This window comes from Rhizobium sp. NPDC090275 (genome assembly GCF_044772225.1).
Lineage (GTDB): Bacteria > Pseudomonadota > Alphaproteobacteria > Rhizobiales > Rhizobiaceae > Rhizobium.
On record NZ_JBIVYL010000008.1, the window covers coordinates 165,502 to 181,995 of the forward strand.

Annotated in this window: 16 protein-coding genes; 5 read left to right on the forward strand and 11 right to left on the reverse strand. The window is 61.8% G+C overall.

Annotated elements, in window-relative coordinates; all coding sequences use genetic code 11:
- Positions 1–34: 34 nt before the first annotated feature.
- The gene (locus ACIQUB_RS20890) at positions 35–1,705 is read right to left on the reverse strand and encodes an amidohydrolase (RefSeq protein WP_402931753.1); all 1,671 of its coding nucleotides are present in this window, start codon (positions 1,703–1,705) and stop codon (positions 35–37) included.
- A gap of 174 nt (positions 1,706–1,879) precedes the next feature.
- On the opposite strand from ACIQUB_RS20890, the gene ACIQUB_RS20895 reads away from it, so the two are divergent.
- The 3 genes from ACIQUB_RS20895 to ACIQUB_RS20905 all read left to right on the forward strand — a co-directional run bounded on the left by ACIQUB_RS20895 (position 1,880) and on the right by ACIQUB_RS20905 (position 3,991).
- Complete coding sequence (locus ACIQUB_RS20895; RefSeq protein ID WP_402931755.1) at positions 1,880–2,770, forward strand: LysR family transcriptional regulator; 891 nt, start codon at positions 1,880–1,882, stop codon at positions 2,768–2,770.
- 121 nt (positions 2,771–2,891) lie between these two features.
- Entirely contained in the window at positions 2,892–3,293 is a 402-nt protein-coding gene (locus ACIQUB_RS20900; RefSeq protein ID WP_402931757.1) for a cupin domain-containing protein, read from the forward strand.
- Positions 3,290–3,991 carry a RibD family protein gene (locus ACIQUB_RS20905; RefSeq protein WP_402931759.1) on the forward strand — a complete coding sequence of 234 codons (702 nt, stop codon included), beginning with the start codon at positions 3,290–3,292 and terminating at the stop codon, positions 3,989–3,991. The genes ACIQUB_RS20900 and ACIQUB_RS20905 overlap by 4 nt, the downstream gene beginning before the upstream one ends.
- 61 nt (positions 3,992–4,052) lie before the next feature.
- Here the strand turns inward: ACIQUB_RS20905 and ACIQUB_RS20910 are convergent, their stop codons facing one another.
- The 5 genes from ACIQUB_RS20910 to ACIQUB_RS20930 form a co-directional block, all read right to left on the reverse strand.
- Positions 4,053–4,667, reverse strand: a complete 615-nt coding sequence (locus ACIQUB_RS20910) for an alpha/beta hydrolase (protein WP_402931761.1) — start codon at positions 4,665–4,667, stop codon at positions 4,053–4,055.
- A gap of 12 nt (positions 4,668–4,679) precedes the next feature.
- A complete protein-coding gene (locus ACIQUB_RS20915) occupies positions 4,680–5,636 on the reverse strand; it encodes a glutathione S-transferase family protein (RefSeq protein WP_402931763.1) in 957 nt (318 codons plus the stop codon).
- A 110-nt stretch (positions 5,637–5,746) separates the two neighbouring features.
- Positions 5,747–6,664 (reverse strand): LysR family transcriptional regulator, encoded by a 918-nt coding sequence (locus ACIQUB_RS20920; protein WP_402931765.1) that lies wholly within the window; start codon positions 6,662–6,664, stop codon positions 5,747–5,749.
- An 89-nt stretch (positions 6,665–6,753) separates the two neighbouring features.
- Positions 6,754–7,353 carry a nitroreductase family protein gene (locus tag ACIQUB_RS20925; protein ID WP_018896941.1) on the reverse strand — a complete coding sequence of 200 codons (600 nt, stop codon included), beginning with the start codon at positions 7,351–7,353 and terminating at the stop codon, positions 6,754–6,756.
- 179 nt (positions 7,354–7,532) lie between these two features.
- The gene (locus ACIQUB_RS20930; protein WP_402931767.1) at positions 7,533–7,751 is read right to left on the reverse strand and encodes a hypothetical protein; all 219 of its coding nucleotides are present in this window, start codon (positions 7,749–7,751) and stop codon (positions 7,533–7,535) included.
- Between the two features lie 169 nt (positions 7,752–7,920).
- Between ACIQUB_RS20930 and ACIQUB_RS20935 the strand changes: the two genes are divergently transcribed.
- Both ACIQUB_RS20935 and ACIQUB_RS20940 read left to right on the forward strand, forming a co-directional pair.
- Positions 7,921–8,172 (forward strand): DUF982 domain-containing protein, encoded by a 252-nt coding sequence (locus tag ACIQUB_RS20935; protein ID WP_113199019.1) that lies wholly within the window; start codon positions 7,921–7,923, stop codon positions 8,170–8,172.
- A gap of 121 nt (positions 8,173–8,293) precedes the next feature.
- Entirely contained in the window at positions 8,294–10,111 is a 1,818-nt protein-coding gene (locus ACIQUB_RS20940) for an EAL domain-containing protein (protein WP_402931989.1), read from the forward strand.
- Between the two features lie 12 nt (positions 10,112–10,123).
- On the opposite strand, the gene ACIQUB_RS20945 is transcribed toward ACIQUB_RS20940, so the two are convergent.
- From ACIQUB_RS20945 to ACIQUB_RS20965, 5 genes are all read right to left on the reverse strand, one after another.
- Entirely contained in the window at positions 10,124–11,845 is a 1,722-nt protein-coding gene (locus ACIQUB_RS20945; RefSeq protein ID WP_402931770.1) for a glycerol-3-phosphate dehydrogenase/oxidase, read from the reverse strand.
- Between the two features lie 59 nt (positions 11,846–11,904).
- Entirely contained in the window at positions 11,905–13,434 is a 1,530-nt protein-coding gene (locus ACIQUB_RS20950) for an FGGY-family carbohydrate kinase (protein WP_402931771.1), read from the reverse strand.
- A gap of 7 nt (positions 13,435–13,441) precedes the next feature.
- Positions 13,442–14,302, reverse strand: coding sequence for a DeoR/GlpR family DNA-binding transcription regulator (locus ACIQUB_RS20955; RefSeq protein WP_018896947.1), 861 nt, complete (start codon positions 14,300–14,302; stop codon positions 13,442–13,444).
- Between the two features lie 104 nt (positions 14,303–14,406).
- Positions 14,407–15,354, reverse strand: a complete 948-nt coding sequence (locus ACIQUB_RS20960) for a D-ribose ABC transporter substrate-binding protein (protein ID WP_018896948.1) — start codon at positions 15,352–15,354, stop codon at positions 14,407–14,409.
- An 86-nt stretch (positions 15,355–15,440) separates the two neighbouring features.
- Positions 15,441–16,493, reverse strand: a complete 1,053-nt coding sequence (locus tag ACIQUB_RS20965) for an ABC transporter permease (protein ID WP_402931774.1) — start codon at positions 16,491–16,493, stop codon at positions 15,441–15,443.
- Position 16,494: the final 1 nt, after the last annotated feature.

The window sequence follows — 16,494 nt, forward strand, 5'->3', positions numbered from 1 at the left end:
AACCAGATTTTACGCTTCCGGTAGAAAATATTTATCAATCGGAAAAACTAATATACCCGCCGCAGATCGTCGTGACCGGCTTGATGGTATCGAGATCATCGGGCTCGATCGCCTCGACATCGCTATCGAGAATGACAATGTCGGCCAGGTAACCCTGCCTGATCATGCCCTTGCGATCCTCCTTGAACTCGGCGTAAGCGCCCTCGACGCAATAAGCGGCGAGCGCTTCCGCCAGCGAGAACGACTGGTCGGGATCGCTGTCGCTCCATTTCTTGCGCGTCACCGCGGCCTTGAGGCCGACGAGCGGATCGATCGGCGAAACGGGCCAGTCGGATGCGAAGCAGATATGGGCGCCGGCGTCCTTCAGCGTGCGCCAGGCGTAGCTGACCGGCCAGCGGTTCCTGCCGATACGCGAGATCGTCGGCTCCAGCGGCAGGCCCGCGCAGCCGGGCGGATGGGGAGGCTGCATGGAGGCGATGACGCCGAGCTCGGCGAAACGCTTGATATCATCAGGGTGCACCACTTCGATATGTTCGATGCGATGGCGGCTGTCGCGCGCGCCGTTCTCTTGGCGTGCCGCCGCGTAACCATCAAGCACCGCCCGGACGGCGCCGTCGCCGATGGCGTGAACGGCGATCTGCAGGCCACGCCGATCGGCCTCGACTGCGACCGCGCGAAACGCTTCCGGCGTGAAGAGACCCTCGCCACGATCGCCGGGCTTGTCGGCGTATGGCTCGACCATCACGGCCGTGCCGCTTTCGATCACGCCGTCGTAGAAGAGTTTGACAAGGCCGGAGGAGAGCCAGTCGCTCTTGTAGCTGGCCGCCATGTTTGAGGCTTTCTCCAACATGTCGAGCGACATAAAATTCTTGAAATGAAAGGGGATCTGCACGCGGCAGGGCAGGTGGCCATCCTCTTTCTCGATCGCGGCGAGCAGCTGCAGCTGATAGAGATTGCCGTCCATGTTCTGGACGGTGGTGATGCCGTGGCGGGCGCAATAGGCAAGGCCGGTTCGCATCACTGCAATGTCCTGCGCCCACTGGTCGGCATCCGGATAGGGCTCAGGCTCGCCGCCAGTCGACAGCCCCAGCCGGTATCGATCGAAACCACCGGCGGCCTGAAGCGGGCTGAAGGCTTCCATCTCCCTGAGTTCGCCGGTGGCCAGCCCGTCGGCGCCCATCACGACCTCGTTGCCGGGCCTGAGGTCAGCGCCGTGGAGAATGCCGACCAGCTCTAGCGCAACAGTGTTTGCCCATGCCGTGTGATGGTCTGGCGCGAAGAGGACGAGCGGTTGGTCGGGCAGGATGGCATCCAGATGCTGGCGGGTCAGCGGCTCTGTGTCGCCGAGAATATTGTAGTCGACGCCCTGGGCGAAAAGCACCTTCTGCGTCCGGCGGCCCTGCGCATAGTCACGGATGGCCTCGGCCAGCGCAGCCAGTCCCGTCACACCCTTCAGCTGCAGATGATCCAGCTCGGCGGCGCCTGAAAACAGGTGCATGTGATTTTCCGAAAAGCCCGGCAATACCGTCTTTCCGCGCGCGTCGATGACCCGTGTCTCCGGACCGCGATGCACTTCGATTTCCTCATTCGCACCGACGGCGATGATCCTTCCGTCGCCGAGCGCCACTGCCTGTGCGCGTGCGTGATCCGGATCGAGGGTGAGAACGCGGGCGTTGATTACGATGATGTCGGCCGTCGATGTCATGGGATGCTCGCTGCTGAAAGGACGCGTGCGAGCTAAGCCGATGCCGAGATCGAATTCAACCGGCTTTCGCGAACCGGACGCAAGATCGCCGCCATCTTCCGATCGAAATTAGCGCTGGCGATATCGATATGCGGGATGCTAAATTCGAACAGAACTAATGCGATGGATTCATGGATGAAGCGCGACGAACTCGGAGACCTTGCTGCTTTCTTGATGGTGGCCGAAGAGCGCAGTTTTACGCGCGCGGCGGCGCAGCTTGGCACATCGCAATCCTCGCTCAGCCACACCGTTCGCCGTCTCGAAGAGCGGATGGGCGTGCGCCTGTTGACGAGGACGACGCGTAACGTCTCGCCGACGGAAGCGGGCGAGCAGCTCGTCGAGACGTTACGGCCCGCGTTCAACGATATTCGCGGCCGTATCGACGCTTTGAGCGCGATGCGGCAAAAGCCCGCCGGCATGATCCGCATCACGTCGAGCCGGCATGCCGCCGAGACCATTCTGATGCCGGCCGCCAAGCGGCTGATGGCGGAGTATCCTGATATCAGCATCGAGATTTCGATCGAGCAGCGGCTGATTGATCTGGTGGCAGAGCGCTACGATGCCGGCGTTCGGCTTGGAGAACGGGTCGAAAAGGACATGATCGCGGTCAAGATCGGGCCGGAATTGCGGATGGTGGTCGCCGGATCGCCCGAGTATTTCGAACGAAATCCAAAGCCCGTGACGCCGCATGACCTGACGCATCATTCCTGCATCAACCTGCGGCTACCCACACTCGGCGGCCTGTACACCTGGGAATTCGAGAAGGACGGTCGCCCGCTCAACGTGCGCGTCGAAGGGCAGTTCATCTGCAACGACGTGCCGATGATCATCGACGCGGCGATCAGTGGCCTGGGGCTGACATGTCTGCCGGACGATCACCTTGGTCCGCTGGTCGAAGAAGGAAAACTGGTCAAAGTCCTGGACGACTGGTCGCCACCGTTTCCGGGCTATCACCTTTATTATCCCAGCCGTCGTCTCGCCTCGCCAGCCTTCGCCCTTCTTGTCGACGCGCTGCGTTATCGGTGAGCGCGGTCAGCCGCTTATGAGCCACTCGCATAACGTCATGCGGTAGAGTGCCTCTAGTCGATGGCTCTCGGGTGGCCTATTTCGCTCCCTCATACAGCCTCGAATCTCAGGAGCGACATCCATGGAAATCAGAAAGAGTGGAGCGCAGGCCTCCGCGAAAGGACCTGAAGACTACTTCACCGGCACGGTACGTATCGACGCGCCCTTCGGTGGCAGTGGTGACTTGAGCGGAGCGACCGTGACGTTCGAGCCGGGCGCGCGCACCGCGTGGCATACGCATCCTCTCGGCCAGACCTTGGTCGTGCTTTCCGGCCTGGGCCTGGTTCAGCGCGAGGGCGGCAAGGTCGAGGAAATTCGCCCCGGCGATATCGTGTGGTTCGAACCCGGTGAGAAACACTGGCATGGCGCATCTCCGAGCTGCGCGATGAGCCATCTGGCGATAGCCGAAAAGAAAGACGGCACCGCCGTCACCTGGATGGAGAAGGTGGCCGACGAAGACTACCAGGGCCAAAGCGCATCATGAAGCCGTACATCATCTGCCACATGATCACCTCGCTCGACGGCGGTCTGCATCCGAGCCGCTGGACCGCCAGCCCGGATGGCAATCGCGCCGGATGGTCGGCCACATACGAGGATATACACAAGCGCTTTGGCGCCGATGGCTGGCTGGTTGGCCGTGTTACGATGGCCGAAATGTCGAAAGCCGGGCCGCATGCGCCGGCGGGACCATTTGATGTCGACCGCTCGCTGCATGTTGCCGACCGCGAAGCCAAGAGCTTTGCCATTGCCATTGATCAGCACGGCAAGCTGCATTTCAACGGCGGCCATTTCGATGGCGATCATGTGATCGTGCTGCTCGGCAAGGACGTCGCCGATCAGCATCTCGCCGAACTCGTCGCCGACGGCGTGTCCTATATCGTCTCCGACGGGCAGGAGATGGATCTTGCCAGCCTGCTGGAAACGCTCGGCCGCGAATTCAACATTCGCCGTCTGCTTCTGGAAGGCGGAGCGGCGGTCAATGGCTCGTTCTTCGCGGCGGGGCTGGTTGATGAGCTGAGCCTGCTCGTGGCGCCAGCCGTCGATGCGCGCAAGGGAAGCGACCGTGTGATCGAATATGGGCGGGATGGCTTGGCGGGAAAATGCGAGCTTTCGCTGCTCTCTTGCGACAGACTGGACGACGGTCTGCTGCATCTGAAATACGCCGTAAAGGCTTCGGCCTAACCTTCAGAGAGAGCGTTGCGCCGAGCTTGGCGCAACGCTTTGTATCTTTCCGGGGTCTGGATCACTTCAACGCTTCAGCCATGAACGCGCCCGCCCGGGTAGCGCCGTCGGCTGAAATGGTATGGCCGAGCCCGGGAACGATGATCGTCTCCACGCTCATGCCAAGCGTCTCCAGAGCCACCGCGGCACGTGTCGTTTCAACCGCCGGAATGACCGGATCGGCGCTGCCATGCACCAGGAGCACCGGCGTCTTGACCGCGGGCGCGAGCGGAAGCGGCGAGGCGAGGCGGCCGGAGAAGCCGACGACGGCGCCGACTGGCCAGCGCCCAGACGCCACGGCGTCGAGCGCCATGATGGCGCCCTGCGAGAAACCAACCAGAACGACGCGATCGAGCCGATCGGCAAAACCGTTCTCCTTGATGATCGCCGAGATGGTGTCGTCGAAAGCCGGGCGCGCATCCTTGATGCGTCCGCTTCTGTTCTCCTCGGTCACACCGGCAACGCTGAACCACTGGTAGCCCGCGCCGAAGCTCGATGGGCTTGGTGCGTTCGGTGAAGCGAAGACGGCGCCTGGAAGGGCGTCTTTCCAGACGTTGGCCAGAGGTGCAAGATCGGCGCCGCTCGAGCCGACGCCATGGAACATGATGACCAGTGCATGTGATGCGATTGTCGACATGGCTGTTTCCTCTCAGATTACGAACGGAAGCTGCGGACCGACGGGCACGATGCCCGTCGGGTTCAGCGCCTTGATCGAGTAATAGCCGCGCTTGATGTGATCGATGCTGACTGTCTGGCGAATGCCCGGTATGGCGAGCATGTTGTCGACGTAACGACTGAGGTTGGGATAATCCGCCAGCCGGCGCAGGTTGCATTTGAAAAGCCCATTGTACGCAGCGTCGAAGCGGATGAACGTAACGAAGAGGCGGACGTCGGCCTCCGTCAGTCGCGTGCCGAAGAGGAACGGTCGCTGTCCGTCGAGGCGCGCCTCCAGTTCGTCGAGCATCGTGAAGACGTCGGCGAAGGCTTCCTCGTAGGCGACCTGTGTTGTTGCGAAGCCGGTACGATAGACGCCGTTGTTGAGCTGCGGATAGATGCGCTCGTTAAGGGCATCGATCTGCGCGCGAAGATCTTCCGGGTAAAGATCGACCGCTCCATCGGCAAGCGCGCCGAAGCCGGAGTTGAGCATCCGCAGGATATCCGCCGACTCGTTGTTGACGATGATGCGGCGTTCCTTGTCCCAGAGCACGGGCACGGTGGCGCGGCCCGTGTAATGTGGGTCGGCGCTGGTGTAGATCTCGTGCATATAGGTGGCGCTGTTGAGCTCGTCGCGATTGGCGCCCGGATAATCGCCAAAACGCCAGCCCTGATCGGATAGCGCCGGTTCGACGACTGATACCGAAATCACATCTTCCAGCTTCTTCAGCGCGCGGCCGATCAGCGTGCGCGAGGCCCAGGGGCAGATCAGCGCGACATAGAGATGGTAGCGGCCTGCCTCGGCCTTGAATCCGCCGTCACCGGTCGGACCGGCGCTGCCATCGGGCGTGACCCAGTTGCGGAAACCCGAAATCTGCCGGACGAAGCCGCCCTTGGCGTCGGTCGCCTGTACGGGGTGCCAATCGGCGGTCCACTTGCCATCCACGAGCATGACTGAACTCCTGATCTGTTCTTGCGCGGTGTTGGAATTTGATATGGCGCAATTCCAGATGGATGATTATCCGGCCATGAAGAGAATATTTCCTTCCGAAATGGAAGCAATTAGTTCCAGCCCTTGTCCCACACCGGTTGTCCGCGAAAGGCGTCGGCCAGGAAGTCAACGAGCACTCTGACTTTCAACGCCAGATGCCGGGCAGGGGGATAGACCGCGTAGAGGCCGCGCGGCTCATCCTCGAAATCGGATAGCAAAGGGCGCACCGCCTGAAGACGAAGTCGCGCACCGGCAACGAAGCTCGGGACACGCGCGATGCCGAGACCCGCTTCCGCTGCGGCGACGCAGGCCTCGGCGTTCGAAAACTGGATGCGCCCACGAACTTCCGTCACCAGTGGCTGCGAACCAGCCTTGTCGCGGAACCGCCAGGTGAGCGGATCGCGGAAGTTGGTGTCGATGATGCAATCATGGGCCGCGAGATCCGCGGGCGTCACCGGCACACCGCGCTGGTCGAGATAGGAGGAGGCGGCAACGAGCACGATGCGCGCGGCGCAAAGCTTGCGTGCGATCAGGCTGCTATCATCAGGGCGCCCGATGCGCACGGCGGCATCAAATCCTTCATCGACGAGATTGACTGTCCGGTCCGAGAAGCTGACGTCGAGATTGATATCGGGGAAGGCCATCGCGAACTGATTGAGCACGGGTGTCAGCTGCGTGGTGCCGAAGGTGATCGGCGCGGTGATCCGCAATCTGCCCGACGGCGCGCGCGAGGCATTGCGCACCGAGGCATCAAGCGCATCGAATTCCTCGAGAAGCGATTTCACGCGCTCATAGTAGGCGCGACCGGCTTCCGAAAGCGACAGCGCGCGCGTCGTTCGCATGATCAGCTGCACGCCGAGGCTTGCCTCCAGGCGCGAGACCAGCTTCGAAGCCTGGCCGCTGCTGGTGCCGAGGCGGGCTGCCGCGCCAGCAAAGCTTCCCGTATCGATGACGGCAACGAACATGCGGTCGCATTCGAGACGATCCAAGTATCTGTCCCCCTACCAACTTGCCGCCGTGAGAGCAGTCACCGCTGAGGCAAAGAAACCGGCGGCGCATGACGCCGCCGGCAGTGTTATCAGCCGAAGACCTTGAAGCGGTCGCTGTCGTCCATGAACGCCTTTTCGCCGAAGGCGGCGGAGTTGGCGCCGAACGGCATCTGCGCGCGCAGCTTCCACGAGGCCGGGATGTTCCACGCGGCTGCGATCTCGGCATCGGCCAGCGGGTTGTAATGCTGCAGGCTGGCGCCGATATCGGATGCGGCCAGAGCCGACCAGACGGCGAACTGCGTCATGCCGCTCGACTGTTCCGACCAGATCGGGAAGTTGTCGGCGTAGAGCGCGAACTTTTCCTGCAGGCCCTTCACGACGTCCTGGTCTTCGAAGAAGAGAACGGTGCCGGCACCGGCGGCGAAGCTGTTGATCCGCTTTTCGGTCGATTCAAAGGCGTCGGCAGGAACGATCTTGCGCAGTGCGTCCATCACGAAGCCCCAGAGTTTGTCGCTCTCCGCACCGTAGAGAACCAGAACACGCGAGCTCTGCGAGTTGAAGGAAGACGGCGTGTGCTTCACGGCTTCCTGGATGAGCTTGGTGGTTTCTTCCTGGGAGATCGGCAGGGTCTTGCCGAGAGCATACTGGCTGCGGCGCTTCTTGATGGATTCAATCAGAGTATTCGTCATGTGGGGCGCTATCCTTTTTCATATATGCGGCCACCCTGCTGCTGGGAGGAGCAGCGACATGCGGCCGGCAAGAAGGGATAGTGCATGCGAACGAATATGCATATTGCGTTGCATCAAGCGCGCGAGATTTTTTTGCTCCATCGCGATCTTGTGACCGGCTTGACCAAGTCTCCCAAAGACTATGGCTTCAGCGGCAACTCGTCGCGAGCCAGCCGCGCGAGCTCTTTCTCGTCCTGCACGCCGAATTCGAACCAGTCGATCAGCGCCTTGGCGGTTGCCTGGCCGCGGTCGCTGGTCACGTCACAGTTTTGCTCAAGGGACCATTGTCTGAGGATGCGATCCAGCATCTCCATCGCTTCCGATGTCAGCGCCTCTTTCGGCCAGTCCGTCTTCGTCATCACATCCACCCCCGTTTCGCACCACCGTAACGCGTATCAGCTGGCGCGCTATGACCGGCAAAACACAGTCGCGTAAAATCGTCGCGGACATTCCGGTATCGACGATTACGTTGAAATATTGGAACGCCACAACCGCACATGCGTTAACCGGTATCGGAGGTATTGCGTTATGGACCCGAAACGATGGAGCCGGCCGATCTACTTCCAGGCGAGCAGATACGGCGAATTCCGAACAGTGACGAATACGAGCGAGGCCGCGACGGCGCTGAATACGGCGTGGCCGATCGATCGCGGGCGCAGTCTGAAGACCGCCAAGCGAACCTGCCAGCAGGTCTTAAGCGGCAAGAGACCGCCTTCGGAGGCCAGAAACGCGTTCATCGCGGCGGCTGTGGAGGCCAATGTCTACGTGAAAGAAAGGTAGCCGGAACAGAAATCAGAAAAATCTTATTTAGGTAGAGTGCAAAGATAGAAGTTTAATGATGCATTCAATCCGATTTGAACATGAGCGTGCCACTGTGGGTTTCGTAATCTCGAGTGGGACAATCATGCTGACGCTGCAGAATGCCATTCTTGAAATGATCGCCAAGGGCGAGCCGCTCGGCGCCGTCGTCCATGATCTTTGCACGCGCGTGGAGGCCGCCATCCCCTGGACAGTCTGTTCGGTGCTGACGGTCAAGGATGGCCGAATGCATCCGCTTGCCGGGCCATCGCTGCCGCTCACTTATTCGCAGGCCGTGGACAATCTGGCCATCGGCCCTCTGGCCGGCTCCTGCGGGACGGCGGCCTATCATGGCGTCCCTGTTACCGTTACAGACATCGAAAACGATGCGCGCTGGCAGGACTTCAAGGCCATGGTTCTCCCCCTCGGCTTCAAAGCGTGCTGGTCGACGCCAATCATGAGCGGCGATCGGGTTCTCGCGACCTTCGCCTTCTATTTTCGCGAAAAGCGTGGCCCGAGCCAGCTTGAGCGCGACGTCGTGGACGCATGCGTGCATCTTTGCGCTATTGCGCTGGAGAGAAACGAACGCGCGCTTGAGCGCGAGGCGCTGACCTATACGGATGCGCTTACGGGGCTGCCCAATCGCGCGCGGTTCAACGAGGTGCTCAAGCAGCAGCATCGATCCGCCGAGCGAAGTTGGGGCATGCTGCTTGTCGACGTCGACAACTTGAAGCTGGTGAACGACACGTTCGGTCATGGCGCGGGTGACGCGCTCATCCAGGTCGTCGCGCGCCGCATGGCCGCCACCATGCCGACCGAAACGACGTTCCGATTGGGTGGCGACGAGTTTGCGGTCATTCTGCATGATGGGCCGGAGCCGGATCTTGCCGCAAAGGCCGAGGACATCCTGCGGGAGATCAAGCGGCCGGCGCAGTGCGATGGCCATGTGATCTTTCCCGCGGCCAGCATTGGCGGCGCAATCGCCGAGATCGACGACACGCCCGAGCAGGTCCGGCACAATGCCGATGTGGCGCTCTATCACGGCAAGGAGCGCAATCGTGGTCAATACACGGCCTATCATGCGGGACTGGGGACATCTCTGACGCGCCGCTTCCGCGCCATCCGCGACGTCAGTGTCGCGCTGGCGCAGAACCGCATCGATGCTCATTACCAGCCGATCCTTCGCCTCGACACGCGCGAGGTCGTCGGCTTCGAAGCACTGTGTCGCATGACCACGCAGGCCGGGGATGTCGTCTCGGCGGCGAACTTTCATGATGCGACGCTGGACGCTCAGGTGGCATCCGAATTGACCGAGCGTATGCTCTCACGTGTTGCGGCCGATGTCCGCCGCTGGCTGGATATGGGCCTGCCGTTCCAGCATGTCGGCATCAATCTGTCGGCGGCGGATTTTCACGCCGGCCATCTTCAGGAGCGGCTGTGCAGCGTGTTTGCAGCATCAGGCATACCGCTGAAGCACGTCATCGTCGAGGTCACGGAATCCGTCTATCTCGGCCAGGGCGATCATGTCGTGGCAAACGAGATCAAGGCCATGCGGTCCCGAGGTTTGCGCGTCGCGCTCGACGATTTCGGCACCGGCTTTGCATCTCTGACTCATCTGCTGACCGTTCCCGTCGATATCATCAAGATCGACAAGTCCTTCGTCGATCGTCTGGTGCCCGGCGATGCAGGCGCGGTCATCATCGAAGGCCTGATGGGGATCGCCGAAAAACTCGGCATTCGTGTCGTCGCCGAGGGAATAGAAACGGAGATGCAGGCCGAACACCTGCGCGCCCTCGGATGTCTGCTGGGGCAGGGCTATTTGTTTCACAAGGCGGTCGACCGTCATTCGGCCGCCTGGCTGTTACGGGAGTTCGGTCAGCATTCGACCTCCGACGAGCACGCGATGTCGCGTCTCGCATAGGCCAGGTGATAATCAGGCCGCCTGCCTGAGATTCTGCCCGTGGAAATCGCTAAGCGTCGTCACGACGTCGTCGATCTCTTTCTCGGTGCGCGCCGTGTCCCAGCCGAGCGCTTTGGCGGTAACCTTTGCCATGTCTCGCAAGCCGGCCATCGTCAGCGCGCCTTCAATCGCGATCGTGGTTCGGCGAAGGACGATGTCGGACAGATGAACGACAAACTCTTTTCTCGCAATCCAGTCGATCTCAAGCAGGCTGTAGTGCTCGGCATCGGAAAGCCGCTCGCTGTCGCGATGGGCGGACGTCGCTTCGTGATCGAGGATCGCAGATGCCGTGGTGCCGTATCGCGACAGAAGCGTTTCGGCGCGTTCGATATCGACGCCGCTCTTTTGAACGGCAGCCGCTAGCCAAGCTTGACGCTGCGCGGCGTCACCAGGAAACTGCCGACCGCCGCCGATCGCCAGCTGCTGCGTCGATTGGCGGCGTGTGCGCTGGAGGCGTTTGAGCACGAGGTCGGCGACCTCCTCGGAGAAGCCACGGAACGTCGTCCATTTTCCGCCGACCAGCGATATGACAGGGAAGGGACGCTCCGCCGTCGCTTCCATCACTGGCGCCGAGTGATCGCGGCTGATGAGGCCGGGCGACGAGGCGTCGGAGGCCGGCAGCGGGCGGATGCCGCTATAGGTGTAGACGACCTGATCGCGGCTGAAGCGCAGTGAAGGGAGAAGGGAGCGTACGCTCTCGAGGAAATATTCGATCTCCGGCTCCTCGCAGCGCACGTTCTCCGGATCGCTCGCCGGTATGTCGGTCGAGCCGACCATGGCGAGACCGAGATAGTCGTATACGAGGCAGATGCGGCCGTCATCGGCCTCGAAGTAGATCATGTGCCCGTTGAGGCTCTTCACCAGTTCCGGATGATCGAGCAGGATATGCGAGCCCTTGGTGCCGCCGATCAGCTTCGAGGGCGCATTGAGCGAGGCGTTGGCATGATCGATCCATGGGCCTGCGGCATTGATGACCAGCTTCGCGCGAACGGAGAACGTTTCGCCATTGGCGCGCCTGAAGGTCAGTACGCCGTTTTCCGATGAGACCAGCGTCGTGAAGTTGGTGGCCAGCGCCTTGTCGTTGGCTTGCAGCCCATCCGCCACGAGTTCGTAGACCAAGCGCTCCGGGCGGCTGATCTTGGCGTCGTAATAGATGCCGCCCGCCACGATGGCGGGCGTGACATGCGGCATCTCCTTCAGCGCCTTCTTCTTGAAGAGAAAGCGATGGTTCGGCATCACCCGGTTGCGGGCGCCAAAGAAATCATACATCCGCAGGCCGATCTTGACGAGAACGGCGCCGCGGCTGCGCGGTGCCGTGGTCGAGCCGGTCAGCGTTCTCAGCGCTGCCCAGATGCCACGCGTCCAGGAGAAGACTGGAATGAAGGTCGGAAGCGGCTCGACGCAATGCGGCGCGTTGCGCAGCAGCAGATTGCGCTCCAGCGTCGATTGCGCGACCAGCCCGAACTCGCCGGTTTCAAGATATTTCAATCCGCCATGGATCAGGCGCGACGGCGCCGAGCTTGTGCCCGAACCGAAATCCGCCTTGTCGACGATCAGGCAATCGACACCCTGCACGCAGAGATCGTGGAACGTACCCGCGCCATTGATACCCGCACCGAGGATGACGACGTCAATGTCCTTGATCGCGCCGAGGTTCTGGAAACGAAGCGTGTTGGCGGCGGAAATATCGATCATCTGAAATCGTCCTGCTGAATGTCATTTGCAAACCGTGCCCGACGGGCGCGGTTCATATTTCAAGCCGATGGCTTGCCTGCGGTGAGCTTCCCGATCTTCGGCCAGATGGGCGCCATGGCATCGGCGATCTCGCGGAAGAGGTCGTAGCGCTCCTGGTACGCAGCACTTCGCGCAGCATCAGGGTAGCAGCGGTGTGCGATGGCCGCCGTGTCGCGTGGATCGTGCCGCGGGCTTGCATAGAGACCGGCACCAGCGCCGGCGCAAAGGGCAGCCCCCCACGCGGCCGCTTCGTCGGTCTCGGTGACCGTCGCCGGCATGCCGAGAATGTCGGCGAACATCTGCACGACGCGCTTGTTGCGCGAGATGCCGCCGGCAAGCCGCGCCTCGCTGAAGGTGAAGCCATCCCGCAAGGCGTCGACATGGATGCGATGGTTGAAGGCGATGCCCTCAAGCACGGCGCGCAGCATATCGCCGCGATTGTGCCAGCCGCCGAGGCCGAAAAAGCCGGCGCTGGCGGCTGCCCCATAGGGCGAGCCGAAGAGATAGGGATGGAAGAGCGCCGTCAAGGGACGCTCGAAGGCGGCCTCGATCTCCGGGGCGAGCAGCGCGTGGACCGAACCGCCGGATGCCTCGACGCTCTGGCGCTCGCTGGCGCAGAGCGTATCGAGGAACCAGTCGTAATTCGCCGTCGATGCCGGCGAGATCGACATATTGTTCCACTGGCCGGGCTCGATGGCGTTGCGGCAGAACCAGCGGCGGTCCATGCGCGGATGCGACGACAGCGTCTCGTTGATGGAGTAGGTGCCGGCGATGACGGCAACCACGTCGTCGGCATAGCCGCCGGAACCGAGCGCGGAGGCTGTGACATCGTGCAGGCCGGCAACGACGGGCGTTCCAACGGCAAGACCGGTGCGCTCGGCCGTTTGCGCGGTCACGTAGCCGATGATCTCGTCCGAGCGGGAAATCGGCGGCAACGCAGAAGCCATCTCCTCAATGCCGAACAATCGCAGGGCATCGAGATCATAATCCTGCGTCCGGACGTTGGTGAAGGAAGTGCTCGCCTCGGTGCGATCTGTGCCGATGACGCCGCTCAGGCAGAACCGCAGCCAGTCCTTGCACGACAGGATATGGCCGATCTCCTTGTAGCGTGCCGGCTCGTGCTTCTTGATCCAGGCAAGCAGTGCCGAGGGCGCCGAGACGTGCGGGACCTGGCCCGTCAGCTCAAGCGCCTGGTCGGCAAGTGGGCTGGCAAGCCAGGTCTCGACGATATCGACCGAACGGCTGTCGAGCGACAGAAGCGCGCGGCCAAGAGGGGCGTTGGTTTTGTCGGTCAGGTAGATGCCGTCGCCGTGTGCGGTGGCGGCGATCGCGGCGATATCGCTGGCCGGGCGGCCGCTGAGTTCGATCGCCTCGCGAATGGCATCGGCCGTCTGCGTCCAGAGTTCGTTCATGTCGCGCTCGACATGGCGCGCATGCGGCATGAACTGGGTCACGCGGCGGCGGGCAACGGCGATCGGGGTTCCGTCGACGTCGAAGATCACGGCCTTGGTGACGGTGAGGCCGCTATCTATTCCAAGCAGACTTGGCATTCAGGCTTTACTCCGGCTGATGTGGTCGCAGACGCGCCTTGTCCTCTCGCGCGATGATCACGTTGATATCGCGCGATCGCATGCGGTCGATATGGACGGCGGGCGTCTTGTCGTCGACGATGATGACGTCGAATTCGCTGAGGGCTGCGAAGCGATGCAGGGCGCGCCGCTCGAATTTGGTGTGGTCGGCCAGGAGGACGCGCTTGGCGGCGCAGTCGAACATGGCGCGTTTGGTGTCGACCATCTCAGGCGACTGATGAAACACCAGATCGTCGGTGATTGCCGACATGGAGATAAAAGCGACGTCGGCGCGCAGACGGTGGATCTCGTTGACGGTGGTGCGGCCGACGAAGGCGTTGCACCAGTTGTAATATTGCCCGCCGAGCGCCAGCAATGTCAGGTCCTGCATGCCCTTCAATGCGTTGATGAGCGTCAGCGAATTGGTGATCGCCGTGATCGGAACCTTCGCGGGAAGATGATCGGCCATCGGGAGTACGGTGGTGGAATCGTCGAAGAAGATGGCTTGCCCAGGCTCGACGAACTGCATGGCCGCCGCGGCGATCATGTTCTTCTCCGCCGATTGACGGCCGGAGCGGTAGACGTCGCTGGATTCGATCAGGCTGGAGGCGGCTGCGGTCACCACACCGCGTGTCTTGCGAAACAGACCGCGGCTGACGAGATCGTCGACGTCGCGATGCGCGGTCATGAGGCTGATGCCAAAGCGATCGGTCAGATCCTCGATCCGCATCTGTCCTTCCGCCATCACAGCCTCGGCAATCATCTGCCGACGCACGAGTTGACGCGTCTGGCGGCTGTCGCTTGGGAGTTCGTCGATGGGGAGCGCGCCTGCGCCTATCTTCTGTGTCACGATGGCCTCTGCGCTCGAACGACTGGTCTGCGCGTTGTATCGCGAAGATACGCAACTGTGGAGGAAAAAAGGGGGCGCCTCGGCGAGGCGTCCCCTTCCGTGTCTTACTGCTCGAGAACGAAGGGAGCGGTGTACTTGTCGACGTTGTCCTTGGTGATCAGTAGGCAATCGAAGAGCTGCTTTTCGCTCTTGGCACCGGTGCTGCCGTTCTTGATGACATTGTCGGCCTGCTTGACGGCTTCTTCCGAGAAGACTGCGACCGGCTGCAGGACGGTGTACTGCAGGTCGCCGGCCTTGATGGCGGCTACCGCGTCAGGCGAACCGTCGAAACCGCCAACCTTGACGTTTGCGAGCTTGCCGGCTTCCTTCAGTGCTGCGATCGCGCCGAGAGCCATTTCGTCGTTGCCGGAGATGACGCCGATGATGTCAGGGTTTGCCTGGAGCATCGACTGCATCTTGTTGTGGCCCTGGGTACGGTCCCAGTTGGCGACTTCCTTGGCCGACTTCACGAGGTCAGGATACTGGGTCAGGACCGACTCGTAGCCGTTCGAGCGCGTTGCGGCGTTGTTGTCGGAAGGAGAGCCGAAGAGTTCGGCATACTTGCCCTTGTCGCCGACAGCTTCAACCCACTGCTGCGCACCGATGGCGGCACCCTGTGCGTTGTTGGAAACGAGCTGTGCCTTGGCCAGGCCTTCCTGGTTGATCTCAGCGTTGACGAGGATGACAGGGATGCCAGCTGCAACGGCCTTCTTGACGGCTCCGACCGAACCATCGGCGTTTGCGGGGTCGAGGATGATGGCAACCGACTTGTTGGTGATCGCGGTGTCGATCAGGTTGCTTTCGGTGTTGGTGTCACCCTTGTGCGCGCCGACGGTCGCGGTGTAGCCGAGCTTTTCAGCAGTTGCCTTGGCAACGTTGCCTTCGGTCAGCCAGTAGGGGTTGGACGGGTCGTTGACGATAACCGTCATCAGGCCCTCTGCCCATGCGGAGCTTACGAAGATCGGCGCTACGGCAACAGCTGCCAGAAGAACGCGCATGCCCTTTTTAAACATAGTCTCTCTCCCATTGATGAGTTCGTGTTGTGCCGGCTTCCCGGCGGTGCTTTCCGCTTTGTTGCGGAGAAGTTCGGTGGCGTGCGTCAGGAGGATTTGACCCGACGCCCGTATTGGATGCTGTTCATGAGAACGGCGAGAACGATGACCGCGCCGGTAAAGACCGTCTGCCAGTAGGCCGAGACGCCGATGATGACGAGGCCGTCCGACAGGAAGCCGATGACGAAGGCGCCGAGCATGGTGCCGCGTACGGTCCCCCGTCCGCCGGTGAGCGCGGCACCGCCGATGACCACGGCAGCAATCGCCGTCAGTTCATAGGTGGTGCCGGCGGTCGGACCGGCGGACGTCAGCTGGGAGGAAAGGACCAGGCCGGCAATGGCCGCGCAGACGCCGGAGAACACGTAGACGAGGATCTTGACGCGCTTGACGGGAACGCCCGAGAGTTCGGCGGCGCGTTCATTGCCACCGGAAGCGTAGAGCCAGCGACCGAAAGCAGTCTTGCTGAGCACGATGCCGCAGATGATGGCGAGAGCCGCAAGCACGAGCACGCCGATCGGAACGCCGCCGAGACGGTTGAAGCCGAGCCAGTCGAAGCCGGTGTTGCCGAGTTCGGGGCGGCCGCCGAGATTGTTATATGTCAGGCCGTTCGTCATCAGAAGCGCGATGCCGCGGGCAACGTAGAGAACGCCGAGCGAGGCAACGAAGGCCGGAACCTTGAGATAAGCGATCAGCACGCCGTTGACGGCACCGACCAGCGCACCCATCGCGCAGGTGAGGACCACGACCGCCCAGACCGGCGTGTAGAGGATGACGCCGAAGGAGGGAAGCTGTACGCCTTGCATTAGGAAGCCAGCGATACATCCCGCAAGACCCAGGGTCGAGCCGACCGAAAGGTCGATGCCGCCGTTCAGGATGACGAGCAGCATGCCGATCGCCAAGATCCCGAAGATCGCCACGTGCGAGGCCATGATCAGGAAGTTGTTGAGGCTGAAATAGTAAGGCGACAGGAAGGAGAAAACCGCGATGATGACGATCAGCGCGAAGAACGCGCGACCTTCCAGCAGCAGGCGAATGATATTGAAATCCCGCCGTGGCCCGTTCGAAACTGTCTTTTTGTCGTTTGCTTCAGTGACTGACATA